The sequence below is a fragment of the Meiothermus sp. CFH 77666 genome, assembly GCF_017497985.1.
Lineage (GTDB): Bacteria > Deinococcota > Deinococci > Deinococcales > Thermaceae > Meiothermus.
The window spans coordinates 76,138-94,072 of the sequence record NZ_JAGDFV010000007.1 but is presented as its reverse complement, the minus strand read 5'-3'; the positions used below and the strand labels follow the sequence as shown (position 1 = coordinate 94,072).

Genomic DNA, 17,935 nt, shown 5'->3' with positions numbered 1-17,935 from the left:
CACTTGGCTCAAAGCCGCCTCTGAGATTCTTCATTGCGTTGGAATTTGCAGGGGACTATTACCCAAGTGCAGGGGGACGATATGCCTATTAACGAAGCAAAAGCCATGCTTTCGGCCAGCGCCCAGGCCGAAGCCGAAAAAGCCAGGCTGGCTGTGCAGGACACCTTTTTAGCGCCCGAGGCCATGCGTTTGAATGTGCGGGGCATGGGTGTGGGGGTCAAGTGGAAGAACGGCGAGCCCACCGGCGAGCCGGCTCTGGTAGTTCTGGTCAGCCAGAAATTAGAGCGCAGCCAGCTCAGCCGGGCCGACCTGATTCCGGCCAAGCTGGGCGATATGCAGACCGACGTACTGGCTATTGGCGAGGTGTTTGCCGGCAACGCCGAGGAAGCAGGGGTACAGACCCTCACCCGGCGCATTCGGCCCGCCGAGGGCGGTTATAGCGTGGGGCACTTTAGAATCACCGCAGGTACCATGGCTACCGCCGTCTACGACCTTCTGCCGGGTGCGACCGTCAGCCCCCCCGCGCACGGCCTGGGCATTCCACCGCGTTTTTACATCCTCAGCAACAACCACGTGCTGGCCAACTCCAACGATGCCAGCCTGGGCGACCCCATTTTGCAGCCGGGGGTGTTCGATGGGGGAACCCTCCCTGCCGACCTGATTGCCCGGCTCAGCCGCTTTGTGCCCATCACTTTCGAGCCTCCGGTGCCCCGGGCTCAGCACCGCAACCTGGTGGACGCGGCCATTGCCGAGGGCCAGTTCCACGACCTAGACCGGGAGATTTACTGGAACGGCTACGTGCAGGGCTGGCAGCCCCGCTCCAAAACCCTGGTGGGGCAGCGGGTCAAAAAGACCGGACGTACCACCAACATGACTACCGGGCGCATTACCGTGCTGGGGGCAACCATTGACGTGAACTTTGGGGGTGGACGGGTGGCTCGCTTCATAGACCAGATTGTCACCACCAACATCTCGGCACCCGGCGACTCCGGTTCGCTGGTGCTGAGTGAGCGGGGTAATCTGGCCCTGGGCTTGCTCTTTGCCGGCTCGTCTGTAGCCACCATCGTCAATCACTTTGAGCACGTGCGCTCGTTGCTGCGCATCGAGGTAGCGGAGGGCGTGGGCTAGCGCTGAACCGCCGTTCAGGGTACAGGGCTCACCTTCAAGCCTTCGGCCCTGCCCCTCTCCCCTGGGGAGGGGGGTTTTGGTATGCCTGCTCTTCAGTACCGCCGCCTGCGCTGGGGCAGTAATAAAAGAATGACCCCGATGACCACCAGGCTATCGGCCAGGTTCCAGATGGGAAAGTTGTCCAGGATGGCCAGCCCGGTGCGGTTGATATCCACATAGTCCACCACCCAGCCGTGGCCCAGCCGATCCACCGCGTTGCCGAGGGCGCCTGCGGCAATCAGGGAAAAGGCAAGCTGGTTCAGGAGCGAAACCCGGCGGTGGTTCATGCTCAGGTAGATTAGAATCCCGATACCTACCACGAGGCTCACCCAGACCAGAATGCGGGCGCCCCCCTGGAAAATGCCAAAAGCCGCGCCGGTGTTTTTGATAAAGGTGGCGTCTACAATCCAGAACAAATTGGCCAGGAAAATAGCGCCTACCTCAGGATCAAAGATGCGAGGGCCCACCGCCCACAGCACCACCAGTTTGATGGCCTGGTCGGCGACCAGCAGGGCAGGAACCAGCCAGGTGGCAATATTCATACCGCTGGGAAGTCTAGCACGGTAGCGTGAGGGTATGCTATACTCGCCAATGTTGCCCTAAAACAAGGGGGCTTCCCCTTGTGTCGGCAGTTAGGAGTCCTGCGATGTCGAAGATTTGCGAAATTAGCGGCAAGCGCCCCACGGTGGCCTACAGCATCATCACCCGTGGTAAGGCCAAGCGAGAAGGCGGGGTAGGCACCAAGATTACCGGCTACACCAAGCACTGGCAGGAGCCCAACATCCGCAAAGTGACCGTGAATGTGGCGGGACAGCCCATCACCTTCCGGGTAGCGGTGAGCCACGTACACAAGGTCTACGAGCTGGTTGAGCGCTCTAAGGGGATGAAGCTCGAGGGCCTCACCGCCAAGCAGATCAAAGCTCGGCTGTTGAGCCTGCTATAAGGAAAAAAGTCCTGAGGGACACAGCGTGCTGTGTCCTTTTTTATTTGGTTCAGAGCGGCCTCCCAGGTATGCTTATGAGCAAAGTACCTGCTGGGTGAGGCGGGAGTTTTCTGGCAACCGCGATACAATGAACTCATGCCGATCAAGCCCGGCTGGATCGCGCTGGCTCTGGTAACGCTACTGGCCCTCTGGCAGAGCGTTCAGCTATCCAGTGCTCGCAGGCAGGTGGCGGGTTTACAGGCCGAAATTGCCCGGCTCAAACAAGACCTGCAAAAAGGCCCGGAGGGCTTTACCCTGCCCTTGCCGGGGGCTTGTTTGCCCAGAACCGACAGCAACCTGCCCGGCGCCCCCCGCGAGTACCGCAAGGGCACTAACCCCGGCTTTGTTTTTACCGGCGATGACGCCTGTGTGCCGGTGCGCTTTGGGATGGGGGTGGTGGCAGCAGCCGGGGGTGAGGTGGTCAAGGCCGAGACCAACTACAAGGAGTTGACCCGCGCCGAGTTCGAGGCCCTGATTCGTGCGGTGGCTGGGGGTGCTAGCCCTGAGCAAATGGACAAACTGCGGGGGCGGGAGGTCTGGATTCGCCACGCGGAGGGCTTTACCACGGTATATGCCCATCTTTCAGGAATTGCCCCAGGGCTAAAAGTGGGCAGCAAGGTGTTGAAGGGTCAGTGGATTGGGCGGGTGGGCAACAGTGGTACTGAAGCGGCGCTGCGGGGCACGGGCGAGGGGGCCCGTCTATTGTTCGAACTTTGGGATGGCGAGCCTGACAAGGACAAATATTTTGGTCAGGGACTTACGGCCGAAGCGGTGCGGGCCCGGGCCAGGCTCGAGTTCGGCCTTCCCTGATGCGGTATTGTAGTGCCCATGCGCCAGGACTTTGCCGAAATCTGGAAGCTGTTGTGGGTGCGAATCGCGGTCTACGCGGTTCTTTTTTACCTGCTCATCCAGGCGCTGGGGGTGGTTTTGGGTGGAGCCCGGGCCGCTTTGGTCACGCTGGCTCTGGCGTTTGTGTTCGCCTACCTGACCTCTCCGCTGGTGCGGGCGCTGGAGCGCAGGGTGCCCCGCTTTGTGGCGGTACTGTTGATTTATTTGGGTTTGCTGCTGCTGATGGGGCTGGCTTCGTTTTTGATAGCCGATATGGTCAATGTGCTGGCCCGTTTTGCAACCGACCTGCCCCGCATTCTGACGCCCCTACTTGCCTGGATTGAGAACCTGCCCTCGAGGATCGGACAAATCGAAGTTCCACCTGCCCTCGAGGGTGCTTTTGCACAGGCCGCTCAGAACCTGCAAACCCTATTGCAAAGCTTCAACCAGACCCTTTTGCAGGGCCTGCGGGCGCTCTTAGCCCAGGGTGGCAACCTGGTGGGCTTTCTGGCCTCCCTGGTGGGGGGTGTACTCCAGCTTTTCGCCGCGCTGATTATCTCGATTTACCTGCTCTACGACCTCCCCCAGATCTCCAAAGCCCTGTTTCAGGCCATCCCCCTGCCGTATCAGCCCCTGGCTGCGGATATTCTGACCAAGCTCGACCGGGCTGTGGGGGGCTACCTGCGCGGGCAGATTCAGGTGGCCTTCTGGGTGGGCCTGCTGGTGGGGGTGGGGCTCTGGATTTTTGGCATCCCCCTGGCGGGTTCGCTGGGCCTCTTGGCGGGGGTGTTCAACCTCATTCCGTTTGCCGGGGTGATTATTTCCACCGTACCGGCCTTGCTCCTGGCCCTTACGGTTGGGTGGCCGCAGGTTCTGGCGGTGCTGGGGGTGGTGGTAGCGGCCAACCAGATAGAGGCCCACCTCCTGAGCCCACGCATTCTGGGTCAGGCCACCAGCCTGCATCCGGTCAGTGTGATTGGGGCTATTCTGGTGGGCTCGAGCCTCTACGGGCTGGTAGGAGCCCTGCTAGCCGTTCCGCTCCTGGCGTTCTTGAAAGTGATCTACACGGAGTTTTACCTGAATAGCCGGTTTTATCGGGAGGGCTGAGCATGCGCGAAACCCTGGCCTGGGCCTGGCAGAACCGTTGGCTGCGCTTGTTCGTTTATCTGGCGCTGGTGGGGCTGGTCTTGTGGCTGCTGGCCTGGCTGCTAAACGGCGCTCGAGCGGCCCTGGGTATTGTGATGGCGGCCTTTGTCTTTTCCTACATGGTGAGTCCGGTGGTGCGCTTTTTTGAGGCCCGCAGGCTGACCCGCGCCCTGGGTGTAGCGGCGGTTTTTGTGGGCATGCTTTTTGTGCTGGGCCTCTCCACGGTCATGCTGGCCAGCATGGTGGGGCAGTTGGCCCGCTTTGCAGCCCGACTACCGGCGCTTTTTCAACCGCTCTTGAGCTGGGCGCAGGGCCTGCCTGAGGCGCTGGGTCGGGTTGAGCTACCGCCTCTGCTGCGCGAGGCGCTGGCCCAGGCCACCCTCAACCTGCAAGACCTGCTACAGAGCTTCACCCAGGTGTTGCTACAGGCTTTGCAGGGCATATTTGCACAGGGGGGTAACGTCCTGGGCTTCCTGAGCGGCTTGCTGGGGGGCGCCTTTCAGCTTCTTACCGTCATCACCATTTCTATCTACCTCCTCTACGACCTGCCCCGCATTGGAGCAGCCCTGTTCCGGGCCGTACCCCAGCCCTACCAGCCCCTGGCCCAGGAGCTGGCCCACAAGGCCGACATGGCCTTTGGGGGATACGTGCGGGGCACCATTCTGGGCGCCCTGGCCAACGGCGCAATAGTGGGCCTGGCAATGTACCTTTCCTTTGGGATTTTTCAGGGTTTTGGTTCGTTTGTACTGACCCAGGCCATCTCGCTGGGTTTTTTGGCTTTCATCTTTAGCTTTGTGCCGGTGTTGGGGGTGATTATCTCGGCTATTCCGGCCCTGGTGCTGGCCTTGCCGCTGGGCTGGGTGGCTTTTTTGGTCGTCAGTGTGGCCCTCTGGCTTTGCAACCAGATTGCTGGGGTCATCTGGCCCATCATCATGGGTCGCACCACCAGCCTTCACCCGGTCACGGGCATTGCTGCGGTGCTGATTGGGGCCTCGCTCTTTGGGGTAGCCGGGGCGCTGCTGGCGGTGCCGCTGGTGGCATTCCTGAAGATTCTCTACACCGACTACTACCTGAAGAGCCGCTTTTACCAGGAGGGTTGAAAGACATACCGGTAAAAAGATTGTTTGCCAAAAAGAAAAGCCCCAGAGGCAACCGTACTCTTCATATACCCTCTTCGCCTGAAGACTTTGCATATCGCGGGAACGGTGAAGTAGGGGGCAGGGGTTTGGGGGTAGGGCAAGACGTTTGACAACCGCAACCTACCACCGACCACCCACTCCCACCCTGAGTGTCGTTGAAAGTTGGGTGTAGGGGCTAAAGTTGGTATCTGCATCAGTCCCAGTGTCCGCCTTCTTGAAGGGCCCTGGTAAACCAGGCTGGAATATCGTGCCCGAAGCGCCTTCCGGCAAAGTCTTTGGCGAACTCGCCGTAGTCGCCCGACTGGATAGCGGCCCTGGCCGCTTCCATCAGGCGGTGCAGGTAGCGCAGGTTATGCAGCGAGATCATGCGGGGGGCCAGCATCTCCTCGGCCCGCACCAGGTGCGAGAGGTAGGCCCGGCTGTAGTGAGTGCAGGCGTAGCAGTCGCAGCCTGGTTCAATGGGGCGGGCGTCGTCGAGGTGGCGGCTCAGCTTCAGGTTCAGCCGCCCTTCGGGCGCCAGGGCATAGCCAAAGCGCCCGGTGCGGGTGGGGTACACACAATCGAACATATCTACCCCCAGGGCCACCGAGGCCACCAGGTCTTCGGGGTGGCCCACCCCCATCAGGTAGCGGGGCTTTGCTTCGGGCAACAGCCGGGTGGAAAGCTCCACTGCCGGGTACATGCCTTCCTTGGGCTCGCCCACCGCCAGCCCGCCAATGGCAAAGCCAGGGGTATCGAATGCCACGGTGGCCTCGGCGCTGAGACGGCGTAGCTTCAGGTCAACCCCTCCCTGGGCAATGGCAAAAAGGGCCTGGTCGGGGCGGGTTTTGGCCTTCAGGGAGCGCTCGAGCCAGCGCAGGGTACGTTCGATGGAAGCCTTCAGATACTCCGGAGAGGCCGGGTAGGGGGGGCACTCGTCAAAGGCCATGATGATATCGGCCCCCAGGGCTTCCTGTACCTCAATGCTGTACTCCGGGGAAAGCTCAATCAGGTCGCCGTTCAGGTGGCTGCGGAAGGTCACGCCCTGTTCGCTGATTGTTCGCAGGTCGCCCAGGCTCATTACCTGAAAGCCGCCCGAGTCGGTGAGCCAGGGGCCGTCGTAGGCGGCGAACCGGTGCAGCCCGCCCAGCGCCCGCACCCGTTCGGGGCCGGGGCGTAGCAGCAGGTGGTAGGTATTGCCCAGAATAATCTGCGAACCGATTTCGTTTAGCTCCCGAGGCGAAATCCCCTTCACGCTGCCCTGGGTGCCTACCGGCATGAAGAGTGGGGTTTGCACCACGCCGTGGGGGGTGGTAAAGAGCCCAGTGCGGGCCCTGCCGGACTGGGCGGTAATGGAAAACTCGAACACCTGGGTATTTTCGGGGTTGCGGCGCTTTCGTGCAAGGCCGAATATAGACCGCTAGAAACTTGCTGCGGCAGGAATCATCACCAGTGTTCCGGCGAGTCCAAACCCTGCATTGCTTAGCCTTCAGCTTTGAGCTTTCGGCAGCCTAATTTGCGGTACACGTGCTGGGAGCCTGGCAACTGAAGGTGCGGGCATGCTCGATGCTGGGGCCGTTGTAGGCGGCCTCGAGGCCCTTCCCCAGCACCTTAAAGCCAGCCTCGACCTTGCTGCTGCCGTTGATGCCGCTTTTGAGCGTAGCCGCGCCGTTGTTGCCGGAGAGGGTCAGGTTGATGAAGGGTTTGGCCTCGAGGCTGGGCCCCGCAACACCATAAAACTTGATGTCCATCGCCAACCCAGCAAAGGCGTTGCCTGAACCCTGCACCGGTACCGCGTAGTTGAAGGTGGGGTTGAGGGCAAAGTTGGCGGTAAAGGTGTTGTTCCAGCCGCCGTTGGTGGTGCGGCTGCGGTTGTAGTCGAGCTGGAGGTTGGTGGTGAAGGTGGGGGCGATGCCCACCGTTACCGTCACCTTGCCGCTGGCGTTGCTGCTCACCCCGGCAATCAGCTTGGGCTGCAACACCACCACCACCGGCACGCTCCCCACCAAAAAGGCCCGTTTGATGTTCCAGGAGGCCAGTTCGCGGCTGACGTCGAACGCGCTGTAGCTGGCGTTGGCCTGGATGGTGGCGGTGATCTGGGCCTTAAGGGTGCCGCTCATCCCGGCCTTAAACACCTCGATGCTGCCGCTGCTGAACTTGAGGTTGAAGTTGGGCTTGAGGGTTTGTTCGATAAAGCCGTTCAGGGTGATGGAAGCGCCGGGCACTCCCTGAATATCGAACTTGACGTTGGTCAGGTTGATTTTCCCGGTGAAGTCCTGCACGCTCACCCCGTCCAGGGCCTGCACCATGTTGGCCTCGCCGATGGTCAGGTCGGTCTCGAGGGTCACCTCGCCCGAGGCAATGGCATCCTCGAGGGCAGCGTTCTCGGTTTTGAGGTAAACCTTACGTACTGCCTGGCTGGAAACCCCATTACTACCTACAAACTGTGTTGAGACCCCGGTTACTTTGCGTAATAGACCGTCGTTGCAGTTGCTGACCAGCAAATCTCCCGCATTTGCGCTAAATGCACTGTCGGTAACCACCACCTCGCTAGGCGCAACCTCGGTTTTGTCGGGGTCGAGTACCTTGAGTGTGCTGACCGGTGTAAGGCTCCCGGTCACGGTGCCCAGATCGGTTACGGGGTTGCACACCTGGGTCTGTGGGCCTGGAGGGGTACAGGCCGATAGCCCCAAAACCCCTACCAGTGCAATCGGTAGCCAGCGTATCACTGCACCGCCTCCATCCAGGTCTCGGCCACGTCGCGCACCGGGGCCTCGCTCAGGTAGGCCTGGGTGTGGCGGTTGAAATCCTCGTTGCTCAGTTTGCCCCGGAATAACTCGCGGTTGGTGGCCGGGATATTGCTGTACAGGAGCCTAAAGCGGGAGGGCCCCAAAGGCGGCACCACCAGGTAGGTGGCCTGGCCCTGGGCGTTGCGGTCGGTGGCCAGGGGGAAGGTGTGCCGTCCGGCGGGCAGTTGTACGTTGCGCTCGAGTACCACCGTAGTACCGTCGGAGTCCATCGTGACAAGCGTCACGTAGCCCGGCTGGCTCAGGGTAAAGCTGAAAAACACCCGTTCGCGCAGCTTGTACTGGCCCCCCTCGCCCCGGTCGGGCGCAAAGCCGCTAATGATGGGCTGCAAACCCCATTCCCGGCGCTGATTATCGCTAACTCCAAGCTGCGGGGCACAACCTGCCAGCAAGAGCAAGACCAACGGGATACCCAAAAATCTCATATCTCTCAAGTCTACCCCGGCTTTGCTGAGAGCATGCCAGAGGGCTGGATTAAGGTGGCCTTTAGGGAAGATACTTGGCAGTGTGGAGCGCTACTTGCTGGTCATGCTGGGCGGGGCCATTGGCGCGATGTTGCGCTATGGGCTGGGGGCCTGGGTGCAGGGCCTCAGTGGGCCGGGGTTTCCCTGGAGTACCTTTCTGATCAACCTAACCGGTAGCTTTCTTATCGGCATTGTGCTGCGCCTGAGCCTGGAAGGGGCCCTGAGCCCGGAGTGGCGGCTGTTTCTGGCGGTGGGGGTGCTGGGGGGTTACACCACCTTCTCCACCTTTAGCTGGGAAACCCTTACGCTGGTGCAACAGGGAGAGTGGTTCAAGGCTTTCTTGTACGTGGTGGGCAGTGTGGTGCTGGGGTTTGGAATGGTCTTTTTGGCCTACCGCTGGGCTGGGAGGTTGTTGTGAAGCTACAAGGGGAAGCCAAGCTGGTGCGGATTTTTCTGGGCGAGTCGGACAAGTGGCAGGGGCGGCCATTGTACGAGGCGATTGTCCTCGAGGCCAAAAAAGCGGGCCTGGCCGGAGCCACAGTCTTCAAAGGCTTCATGGGTTTTGGCGCTCACTCCCGCATCCACACCGCCAAAATTTTGCAACTCTCCGAAGACCTGCCCATCTGCATCGAGATTGTAGATGCCGAAGAGAAAATCCAGCAGTTTCTACCCACCCTGGACCAGATGGTGCGGGAGGGGCTTATCACCATGGAAAAAGTCGAGGTGATTCAGTACCGTTCGCGCTAAGGTTTTGTGCCCCCGCTTACCCGAGTGCCACGGCCCTGCGGCTATTCTTCGGGTATGTTTGGCAACTTCTTCAAGCCCAAAAACCTCGACACCCACCGTGTACCCCCCGGCCAGGTGCTCACCGAGAAATTCCCGGTACTGACCTACGGCCCCACCCCCACCGTACGCCCCGAGGAGGTGCGCTTTGAAATCAAGGGACAGGTGGAGGAGCCCAAAACCCTGAGCTGGGCAGACCTGATGGCCCTCCCGCAGTCCAACCTGACCGCCGATTTCCACTGTGTAACCCGCTGGAGCAAGCTGGACGTGCAGTGGAGCGGTATTCGCGTGCCGGACCTCATGCAGCAGGTCAAACTCAAACCCCAGGCCCGGGCGGTGCTGGTTCACTGCTACGGCGGCTACACCACCAACCTCACCCTGGAAGACTTTTTGCTCGAGCAAAACCTGCTGGCGCACACGCTTTTTGGCCAGCCTATCCCCCGCGACCACGGCGGCCCCCTGCGACTGGTGGTGCCCCACCTCTACGCCTGGAAAAGCGCCAAGTGGGTGCGGGCCCTCGAGTTTCTGGACAAAGAGGAACTCGGCTTCTGGGAGGTCAACGGCTACCACCGCCGGGGCGACCCCTGGAAAGAAGAGCGCTTTAGCGACTAGCCCGCCCCAAGCCAGGCCAAAGCCGCCCTGTTACAAGTTGCGTTGCGTGCAATAAGCCCAACAAAAATGCTTTCGCAAACGCACCTTTCGCCACGGTTAGTAAGCGGAAAATGCCCTTCCAAACGGCATAAAAGCGCTTCCAAAATTTGACCCATTATGTTTTGCGCAAAATGCTATACTATAGGTGTTGGAAGTTTCCAACGCGCTTCTTGACAGCAAGTTTTGGCGATGCTTATCGCAAAGCACCGCCACAAAAAATCCAAAAGTGCAACTTTGTAAGTATCCATCGCAACAAACCGCACTTTTTGGAGAGTTATCCACAGGCAACCTGTGGATAACTGGTAGTTCTCATAAATACCCCCCTCGAGAGCCCTTTACAGAACGGCACTTAACGGGGTATGCTGTCGCAAAAAAATAGCCCCGCAAGGGGATTGCAACCTGTAGAGCGTGGCGGGGGCAAAGCCCTGATCCCTGGATCCCGTCGCAAAAAAATAGCCCCGCAAGGGGATTGCAACCCCTCTTCAAATCCAATCCACTAAAAATCCTGTAGGAAAGGTCGCAAAAAAATAGCCCCGCAAGGGGATTGCAACGAACCCTCTAACAGCAGGAGCGCTACCCCGAACCCTTACAGTTGCAAACAAATAGCCCCGTAAGGGGATTGGTCCGAAGTTTGCCTGACAACGGGCTTTGTGGTGGCCCTTGCCGGGGTCTCGGAGAAAAGCCAAAGTCCATATAAAATGCCCGTGTGGAGTGGACAACCTGGCTCATCTTGCTGCTGGCCTATTTGTTCGGCGCGATTCCTGCGGGCGCCTGGGTGGCCCGTTACTACGGCGTGGATATTCAGAAGGTGGGCTCGGGGAATACCGGGGCTACCAACATTCTGCGCACCCTGGGGGCAGGCCCGGCAGTCTTGGTAGCTGCGTTCGACGTGTTCAAGGGGGGTATTGCGGTTTTGCTGGCCCGCTTGTTCGGCATCGAGGACTTTTTGCTGGGGGGGGTGGCCCTGGCTGCGGTGCTGGGCCACAACTACTCGGTGTTTTTGCGCTTTACGGGGGGTAAAGGGGTGGCGACCAGCTTTGGCACCCTGCTGTTCCTTGATCCCCTGGTAGCCGTGCTGGCCTTTCCGGTGGGCATACTGACCATGTGGCTCACCCGGTTTGTATCGGCGGGTAGCATGATTGGCGGTCTGACGGCGGTGGTGATTACCATCGCGCTGAGACGGCCGTATTGGGAAATCCTGACCGTGCTGGTGCTGGCGGGGCTAATTTTCTGGACTCACCGCGAAAACATCAAGCGCCTGCAAGCCGGCAACGAGCGTCGCCTGGGGGAAAAATCCTCCGCCGCGGGGGCGGGCGGGCAAACCTCCGTTACGCAGTGACTGTGCCTCACTACAAAATTTGAACCGAGGTTCCATCCTTTGCCCTCTAAACTGATACTGTGCAGGGGTTGCGACTGGGAGATAAGAAAAGAAGCGTCTACTTTTGGGGCCTGATATTGGCCATTCCGGTTTTTGTCTTAATTTGGGCGTTGCGTCCAGAGGAAGAGTTTATTCGCTGGTTGTATCCCGTGTTTATGCTGATGTGCGCTGTCTGGGCCTGGCGGTTATTCCGCAAGGCCAGCCTGAGCCGCATTGAACAGGAGACCATCGGGTTTACCGCGGCATTCTTTACCACCAAGCTGGGCTACTCCCTGTTCTGGGGTGACCTGCGGGAGAACTGGGTCGAGATTGAGAGTACCTACTGGGTCATGGCCTTTGTGATGATCCTGCTCTACATTGTTCTGGACGCCCGCAGGGGACTCATCTACAGCCTGGCCCTGGTGGGGGTAACGCTCAGCCTGGGGTTGTTGCGCCTGGGGGGGGAGGTGGCGCTGGGGCAGCACCGGGAGGAGTTTTTAGCCTTTGTGCGCAGCGAGATGCGCTTGTTTGCCATGGCCGGGCTGCTCTATGCCCTGGCCATCGTGAAGGATCAGCTGGCCGATGCCCACCGGCAGGTGTTGCAGATGCACACCCTGGCCCGCACCGACCCCCTGACCGGGCTGCCCAACCGCCTGGCCCTGAGCGAGTACCTGGAAGGGGAAGCAAACCGGGCGCACGGGCTCTATGTGGTGCTACTAGACCTCGATCACTTCAAGCAAATCAACGACCGCTACGGTCACGCAGTGGGGGACGAGGTGCTCAAGGAGGTGGGCCGACGCCTGCGCTCTTCTTTGCGGAAAGACGACATGCTGGGGCGCTGGGGCGGCGAGGAGTTCATGATTGTGATGCGCGGTGAAAACCAGCACGATGTGCTGGCTGCGGTGGAGCGGCTGCGCGAGGACATTGCCTTCTGGCCTTTCGAGCAGGTGGGGGCTGTCTCGGCCAGCTTTGGGGTGGCCGAGGGGCATATGGGCGATAGCATTCACAACCTGCTCGAGCGGGCCGACAAGGCCCTGTACCAGGCCAAGCACCTCGGGCGCAACCGGGTGGAGCTCAGCCCGGCATAGGGGCTACCTCGAGGCCACCTCTTCGGCTGGAGCCGGGGGTTGGGGCCCGACCTGATAGACCGCCCGCCAGGGGCGGAAGTTGGAGTTGAGCACATCCACCGCCACCTGGCCATCGGGGCGGGTAATGGTACGGGTGATGCGGGTACGGTAGCCGTCCACCGCCCAGTCTACCTGCTTGACCTGGCCAGGTCGCAGGCTATTGTCCACGATGTACTGCGGGGGTGGATGCGGGGTGCGGGAGAGGATGGTGGGCTTGGAAACCGAAACCTGCCGTCCGTCGGGAATGCCATAGAGCCGCACCGTGAGGGTGGAGCGGGTGAAGGCGGTGCGTACCACGATGGGGCCTGGGGTGTCGTTGGCGGCCCGCAGGTTGAGGTAGGGCTGGTACACCGCGGCGTCGTAGCCCACGATGGGGTCGTACCAGCGCACCCGGTAGGCGTGCTGGTGGCGCTCGAGGATGGGCAGCCCGGCCTGGTACAGGGCCCGGAAGGCGGTGGTGGAGACCTGGCAGACCCCGCCCCCCACGCCCTTGATGGTGCGCCCCCCGGAGATGACCAGGGCCTCCATGAAACCGTTCTCGGGGCTGATGTTGCCGATGGCGTTGTTGAAGTTAAAGACCCCGCCTGCGGGCACGATGTAGCCATCCAGATTGCGGGCGGCGGCGTGGACGTTGGCAATGCGCTCGTTGCTCGAGCCGCCGTAATAGGTGGTGGCTTCGGCCAGCAACTGAAGGTTTTGGGCCTGGGGGAGGTCGGCAGCCCGCACCTGGGCTGTTTTGGGTACTACGGTGAGCCTGACCTCGCTCAGATCGGGGCGCAGCAGGGCCAGTTCCAGTTGCTTGCGGGTTTCGGGCTGGTTCATCTTCCAGCCCTCCACCTCCGGGCGCACCACCAGTTGCCCCTCGGGGTTCAGCACATACCGCGCATCCACCGGCAGCCGGTCGTGGCGGGCCATCTGGGTCAGGATTTTGTTCAGGGCCGTGGGGTTAACCCGCACGTCTTCCTGCACGTTCAGGAGCGTGGCCACCTCGCTAACCTTCAGGGTGCGGCGGTGAACCTGTCCCCCGCCGGCCAGCCTGGGTTCGGCGTAAACCAGGGTGAGGGGCCGCAGGAGCTCGTTGGCCCGCTGGGCTACCGGTTCCAGCATGGCCGCCGTAAGGCGGGGGGTGAGGGTTTTGGGGAAAAACTCGAGCACGGTCTGCTCGGGGTGCTGCACATAGGTTTCAATGGCGCTCTGAATATCCAGCTTCAGCCCGGCTTTTTCGGGGGTCACCCGGTACTGCCCGTTTTGGAACACCACCTGGGCGTTTTTGGGGGGGTACTCGAGGGACTGGGCAATGGCTTGCAGCCGTTTTTCCAGGGCGGCAGCGTCCACGCTGGGTACAAGAGGTATCTTGACCTGCCCCAACAAAGCCGCTGTGCGCTCGGCAAAGCGGGTGCGACCCACGGCAAAGGCCCGCTCAGCGGTGGCGCGGGCGTCGGGCTTCCAGCCGAGCTCGGCAGCGGAGACCTCGAGGGTCTTCTCGCCTGCCTTGAGGGTGAGGCGAGGCGGGGTGATGCTCTGGGTGGCAGCGGCAATTTTGGCGGCAGCCTCGTCCAGGGTCAGGCCGCCTACTGCGACCCCCGCAGCCTCCACGCCCGCAAACACCCGCTGGTGGTGGTAGCGCTCGAATACCGCCCAGCCCAGTACCAATCCGGTGAAAATGCCCAAACCAATCAGCAATCCCCGTCTCATTCGGTTCTGAGTATAGCCTGGAGATGTGGGCAGGATATGAAGGCAATGACCCAATCAGCGTCTCATGTCGCAGGTCTCAGGTCGCGAGTCCAGTACCATGAACGAGAAAGCAGGGAACAGGGGTCAGGGGATAGGGGACAGGCTTTTCAAAACCGCAACCTAATACCAACTCTGCGCGTGAGCGGCGCTAAACGCGCCCCTCACTTGCCGCGCCAGGGGGCGCGTCCGAGGGATTTGTATATCGCTTTTGGGTCACCTCTGAGCAGATTTGGTATAACTCCTGCCGGACCTGCTGCTTGAGCGTTGGGGACGATCCCCTATCGGGACAGAGCCCTGACGGGCCTGTTCACCCAGGGGGCGGGCGGGATAGGATGCCCCCATGCTGCTCTTTGGACGTGTAGACACCATGACCGAGATTGGGCAGGCTGAGGCGGTGTATCTGGAGGGCGAGCGCATTGCCGATGTGGGCCGCCTGGAAGACCTGAGTGTGCGTTATCCTGGGGCTAAAAAGCAGGCTTTTGAGCAGATTACCCCCGGCCTGCACGAAGCCCATGCCCATCCGCAGATGTGGGGCCTGCAACTGGAGAGCCTGGATCTCGAGGGCCTGACCGAACCCCAGGCCGTGGCGCAAAAGGTGGCCGAGAAGGCTCGCAGCCTGCCCCCCGGCGCCTGGATTCGCGGCGGGGGCTATCTGTTTCGGGCCTACCCCACCGGCGAACTGCTGGATGCTGCCGCCCCCCATCACCCGGTGTTTTTGCAGAGCCGCGACCGGCACTCGGCCTGGGCCAATGGCCTGGCCCTGGAGCGGGCGGGCATAACCCCAGAAACCCCCGACCCTCCCGGGGGAGCCCTGGTGCGGGATGCGCAGGGCAGGCCCACCGGGTATCTGCTCGAGAACGCCCAGGAACTCGTCAACCGGGTGCTGCCCCAGCCCGGCCTGGCCGAACTCGAGCGCGGTCTGCAAGACCTGGCCCGCCGGGGCTACACCGCCGTTCATCACATGGGCTGGTGCCACTACCGCCTGGCCGAACAACTCGCCGCCTCGGGGCGGCTGCCGGTGCGGCTATGGTGGGCGCTGGACCGCGACCACTGGCGCGAAACCCGGCCCGGCTGGCGGGGCGACCGGCTGGAGGTGGCGGCGGTCAAGTTCTTTGCCGATGGGGCCCTGGGCAGCCGCACCGCCTGGATGATCGAGCCCTATCCGGATGGTACGCACGGCATCGTTCTCGACCCCTTGGAACTCATCGAAAGCGAGGGGCAGGCGGCCTTGCAGGCAGGGTTTGGCCTGGTGGTGCATGCCATTGGCACACGGGCGGTACAGGGGGTGCTGGAGGTCTTTCACCGCCTGAGGCCCCAGGCCCGCCGTATTTTCCGCCTCGAGCACGTCCAGCACGTGCGCGATGCCGAGCTACCGCTTTTTTCCGGGCTGAACCTGGCCCTCTCGATGCAGCCCATGCACCTGTTGGGCGACGCCGAGCTGGTGCGACACCACCTGCGGGGTTTCGAGCTCGAGGCCTTCCGCTTGCGCGACCTGTGGAATACCGGCCTGCCGCTGGCCTTCGGCTCGGATGCGCCGGTGATGCGGCCCCACTTTGAACTGAACCTCGAGGCCGCTACCGCCCATCCCTTGAACCCGGCCCAGAACCTGACCCCCGCCGAGGTGCTGTGGGCCCACACCCGGGGAGCTGCCCTGGCGGCAGGCTGGCCCGAACATGGCCAGATTCGCCCCGGCGCGCCCGCCGACCTGACCCTGTGGGACCAGGGTCGTCCGGTGGGGCGGGTGTTGGGGGGGGCGCTCGAGGTGTTTGCATGAAACATGTGCTGGGTATTGACGGTGGCGCCAGCAGCAGCAAGTGGGCCGTGCTGGATGCAACAGGTACGCTAGTAGCCCAGGGGCGCGCGGCACCCATTGTTGGGCATCTGTTCAACGAGGAGATGCGAGCGCAGGTATGGGCCGCGCTGGACACGCTGCTATCGGAGACCAAACCCTACGCGCTCGAGGCCGTGGTAGCGGGCATTACCGGCCTGGATGCGGGTACGAAAGAAGCCCGGCAGATAGCGGCTCATATCGGGCAAGCCCTGGGCCTCTCGGAAAAGCGCGTGGCGGTGTTCAACGACATGGATCTGGTCTACCGGGCCCACTTCGCCCCCGGCGAGGGGGTGGTGGTCTATGCCGGAACCGGTTCGGTGGCCTACAGCATTGCTCCGGATGGCACCGTCTACCGGGCAGGGGGGCACGGCTATCTGATTGGCGACGAAGGGGCCGGTTTTTGGATTGGCAAGACCGCCCTGCGCCACCTGATGCGCTGGCACGATGCGGGACTGGACACGGCTTCGTATCCGCTGGCCCGGCATCTGTATGCCGTGCTGGAGGGCCGCGACTGGCCGCGCATCCGCGAGTATGTGTATGGCGGGGGGCGGCAGGCCGTGGCAGCACTGGCCCCGGCAGTGGGCCGGGCCGCCGAGGAAGGCGACGAAACCGCTATCCAGGTACTGCTCCAGGCCGGGCGCGAGCTGGCCGACCTGGCTCTGACCCTGCGGCGCCGCCTGGGGCCGAGGCCGGTGGTGTTGTGCGGGGGGGCCTTGCAGGTGAGCCCCCTGATTGAGCAGGGGGCCCGGGAACTGATTGAGCTTTCGGTTCAATACGCCTCGAGCGCCGAGGCAGCGGCCCGTATGGCCCTGGAAATGCTGAAACAGACGGGCTAAACGGAGCTTGCAGCCCTATTCGGATGGCGAAAAGCCATAAGCTTGATTCCAACTTGATACGGAGCCGTATGAATAAACCCCTCCTGGCCACCGAACAAATCAGCGAAGCCCACCGCGACCTCGAGACCCGCTCTACCCCCCAGATCGTGCAGGCCCTGGTAGACGATCAGTTGCATGCGGTAGAAGCCGTGCAGCGGGCTGCCCCCCAGATTGTCCGGGCCGTCGAACGGGCTGCCGAACGGATGCTCCTGGGGGGGCGCTTGATTTATGTGGGGGCCGGAACCAGCGGACGCCTGGGGCAGCTCGATGCCTCCGAACTCCCGCCCACCTTTTCCTGGCCGCCGGAGCGGGCTTTGGCCTGTATTGCCGGAGGCCCGGAGGCCCTCTGGCGAGCGGTGGAGGGCGCCGAAGACGACTTTGAGGCCGGAAGGCGAGACGTGCTGGCCCTGCAACCCACCTCAAGCGACGTGATTCTCGGCATTGCTGCCTCGGGCACCACGCCTTATCCGCTGGGGGCTTTTGCCGCCGCCAGGGAGGTGGGGGCCCTCACCATTGGCATTGCCAACAACCCCGATACCCCCATTTTGCTGCAAAGCGAGGTGGGCATTGTGCTGGATACCGGCCCCGAGGTGATTTCCGGCTCCACCCGGCTCAAAGCCGGCACAGCTCAGAAGATTGCCCTCAACACCTTTTCCAGCGCCCTGATGGTGCGCCTGGGCAAGGTGTACGGCAACCTGATGGTGGACGTGCAGGCCACCAACGCCAAGCTGATAGCGCGGGCGGTGCGGCTCACGGTAGCGGCCACCGGGGCCACCGAGGCAGAAGCCAGGGGGGCCCTCGAGCGCTGCGGTTACCGCGTCAAGACCGCCATCGTGATGCTGAAGAAAAACCTGGACGCAGCCGCGGCCGAGGCACTGCTGGACAAGGTAGAGGGGAATGTGCGGCGGGCGCTGGGGGGCTGAACGCGAACATTTATCGGACTACTACCCAGGCTTGGTTAATCATGTCCTTCAAACGTGACCGATTATCCAGGTGGCCGCTGCTGTGTCCAAGACAAAGACCTAAAGACCTTTTAGAGCCGCCTAGCTCCAAATACAAACTTGG

At 62.0% G+C, this 17,935-nt stretch carries 18 protein-coding genes and 1 CRISPR repeat array; of the genes, 13 read left to right on the top strand and 5 right to left on the bottom strand.

Translation table 11 applies throughout. The annotated features are described in order from the left end of the window. Positions 1 to 81 precede the first annotated feature (81 nt). Positions 82 to 1,128, top strand: a complete 1,047-nt coding sequence (locus J3L12_RS05630; protein ID WP_208014066.1) for a hypothetical protein — start codon at positions 82 to 84, stop codon at positions 1,126 to 1,128. Between the two features lie 92 nt (positions 1,129 to 1,220). Here J3L12_RS05630 and lspA read toward each other — a convergent pair whose 3' ends face one another. Beyond that, positions 1,221 to 1,709: a signal peptidase II gene (gene lspA, locus J3L12_RS05625; RefSeq protein WP_208014065.1), complete on the bottom strand. Its 489-nt coding sequence runs from the start codon at positions 1,707 to 1,709 to the stop codon at positions 1,221 to 1,223. Positions 1,710 to 1,813: 104 nt separating this feature from the next. Here lspA and J3L12_RS05620 point away from each other — a divergent pair, with 104 nt between their 5' ends. From J3L12_RS05620 to J3L12_RS05605, 4 genes are all read left to right on the top strand, one after another. After that, the gene (locus J3L12_RS05620; RefSeq protein WP_208014064.1) at positions 1,814 to 2,110 is read left to right on the top strand and encodes a L28 family ribosomal protein; all 297 of its coding nucleotides are present in this window, start codon (positions 1,814 to 1,816) and stop codon (positions 2,108 to 2,110) included. Between the two features lie 135 nt (positions 2,111 to 2,245). After that, positions 2,246 to 2,959, top strand: coding sequence for a M23 family metallopeptidase (locus J3L12_RS05615; RefSeq protein ID WP_208014063.1), 714 nt, complete (start codon positions 2,246 to 2,248; stop codon positions 2,957 to 2,959). Positions 2,960 to 2,977: 18 nt separating this feature from the next. Continuing rightward, complete coding sequence (locus J3L12_RS05610; protein ID WP_208014062.1) at positions 2,978 to 4,084, top strand: AI-2E family transporter; 1,107 nt, start codon at positions 2,978 to 2,980, stop codon at positions 4,082 to 4,084. Positions 4,085 to 4,086: 2 nt separating this feature from the next. Next, positions 4,087 to 5,223 (top strand): AI-2E family transporter, encoded by a 1,137-nt coding sequence (locus J3L12_RS05605; protein WP_208014061.1) that lies wholly within the window; start codon positions 4,087 to 4,089, stop codon positions 5,221 to 5,223. 232 nt (positions 5,224 to 5,455) lie between these two features. On the opposite strand, the gene tgt is transcribed toward J3L12_RS05605, so the two are convergent. The 3 genes from tgt to J3L12_RS05590 form a co-directional block, all read right to left on the bottom strand. Next, entirely contained in the window at positions 5,456 to 6,610 is a 1,155-nt protein-coding gene (tgt, locus tag J3L12_RS05600; protein WP_208014060.1) for a tRNA guanosine(34) transglycosylase Tgt, read from the bottom strand. 142 nt (positions 6,611 to 6,752) lie between these two features. Then, a complete protein-coding gene (locus J3L12_RS05595; RefSeq protein ID WP_347708848.1) occupies positions 6,753 to 7,970 on the bottom strand; it encodes a hypothetical protein in 1,218 nt (405 codons plus the stop codon). Then, complete coding sequence (locus J3L12_RS05590) at positions 7,967 to 8,473, bottom strand: DUF4384 domain-containing protein (RefSeq protein ID WP_208014059.1); 507 nt, start codon at positions 8,471 to 8,473, stop codon at positions 7,967 to 7,969. The genes J3L12_RS05595 and J3L12_RS05590 overlap by 4 nt, the downstream gene beginning before the upstream one ends. An 82-nt stretch (positions 8,474 to 8,555) precedes the next feature. Between J3L12_RS05590 and crcB the strand changes: the two genes are divergently transcribed. The 5 genes from crcB (at position 8,556) to J3L12_RS05565 (ending at position 12,391) form a co-directional block, all read left to right on the top strand. Continuing rightward, complete coding sequence (crcB, locus tag J3L12_RS05585; RefSeq protein ID WP_208014058.1) at positions 8,556 to 8,930, top strand: fluoride efflux transporter CrcB; 375 nt, start codon at positions 8,556 to 8,558, stop codon at positions 8,928 to 8,930. Continuing rightward, entirely contained in the window at positions 8,927 to 9,259 is a 333-nt protein-coding gene (locus J3L12_RS05580) for a DUF190 domain-containing protein (RefSeq protein WP_208014057.1), read from the top strand. The genes crcB and J3L12_RS05580 overlap by 4 nt, the downstream gene beginning before the upstream one ends. Before the next feature lie 54 nt (positions 9,260 to 9,313). After that, on the top strand, positions 9,314 to 9,907 hold the full coding sequence (locus tag J3L12_RS05575) for a sulfite oxidase-like oxidoreductase (RefSeq protein WP_208014056.1): 594 nt from the start codon (positions 9,314 to 9,316) through the stop codon (positions 9,905 to 9,907). Between the two features lie 403 nt (positions 9,908 to 10,310). After that, positions 10,311 to 10,572: direct repeats of the CRISPR family, unit length 35 nt; unit sequence GTCGCAAAAAAATAGCCCCGCAAGGGGATTGCAAC. 80 nt (positions 10,573 to 10,652) lie between these two features. After that, positions 10,653 to 11,285, top strand: coding sequence for a glycerol-3-phosphate 1-O-acyltransferase PlsY (plsY, locus tag J3L12_RS05570; protein ID WP_208014055.1), 633 nt, complete (start codon positions 10,653 to 10,655; stop codon positions 11,283 to 11,285). A gap of 200 nt (positions 11,286 to 11,485) precedes the next feature. Beyond that, the gene (locus tag J3L12_RS05565; protein ID WP_243454972.1) at positions 11,486 to 12,391 is read left to right on the top strand and encodes a GGDEF domain-containing protein; all 906 of its coding nucleotides are present in this window, start codon (positions 11,486 to 11,488) and stop codon (positions 12,389 to 12,391) included. Between the two features lie 3 nt (positions 12,392 to 12,394). On the opposite strand, the gene J3L12_RS05560 is transcribed toward J3L12_RS05565, so the two are convergent. After that, positions 12,395 to 14,125, bottom strand: a complete 1,731-nt coding sequence (locus tag J3L12_RS05560; protein ID WP_208014053.1) for a VanW family protein — start codon at positions 14,123 to 14,125, stop codon at positions 12,395 to 12,397. A gap of 379 nt (positions 14,126 to 14,504) precedes the next feature. Between J3L12_RS05560 and J3L12_RS05555 the strand changes: the two genes are divergently transcribed. From J3L12_RS05555 to murQ, 3 genes are all read left to right on the top strand, one after another. Further along, a complete protein-coding gene (locus tag J3L12_RS05555) occupies positions 14,505 to 15,938 on the top strand; it encodes an amidohydrolase (RefSeq protein WP_208014052.1) in 1,434 nt (477 codons plus the stop codon). Next, the gene (locus J3L12_RS05550; RefSeq protein WP_208014051.1) at positions 15,935 to 16,831 is read left to right on the top strand and encodes a BadF/BadG/BcrA/BcrD ATPase family protein; all 897 of its coding nucleotides are present in this window, start codon (positions 15,935 to 15,937) and stop codon (positions 16,829 to 16,831) included. Before J3L12_RS05555 ends, J3L12_RS05550 begins: the two co-directional genes overlap by 4 nt. A 68-nt stretch (positions 16,832 to 16,899) precedes the next feature. Continuing rightward, positions 16,900 to 17,793: an N-acetylmuramic acid 6-phosphate etherase gene (gene murQ, locus J3L12_RS05545; RefSeq protein WP_208014050.1), complete on the top strand. Its 894-nt coding sequence runs from the start codon at positions 16,900 to 16,902 to the stop codon at positions 17,791 to 17,793. The last annotated feature ends 142 nt before the right edge of the window (positions 17,794 to 17,935 follow it).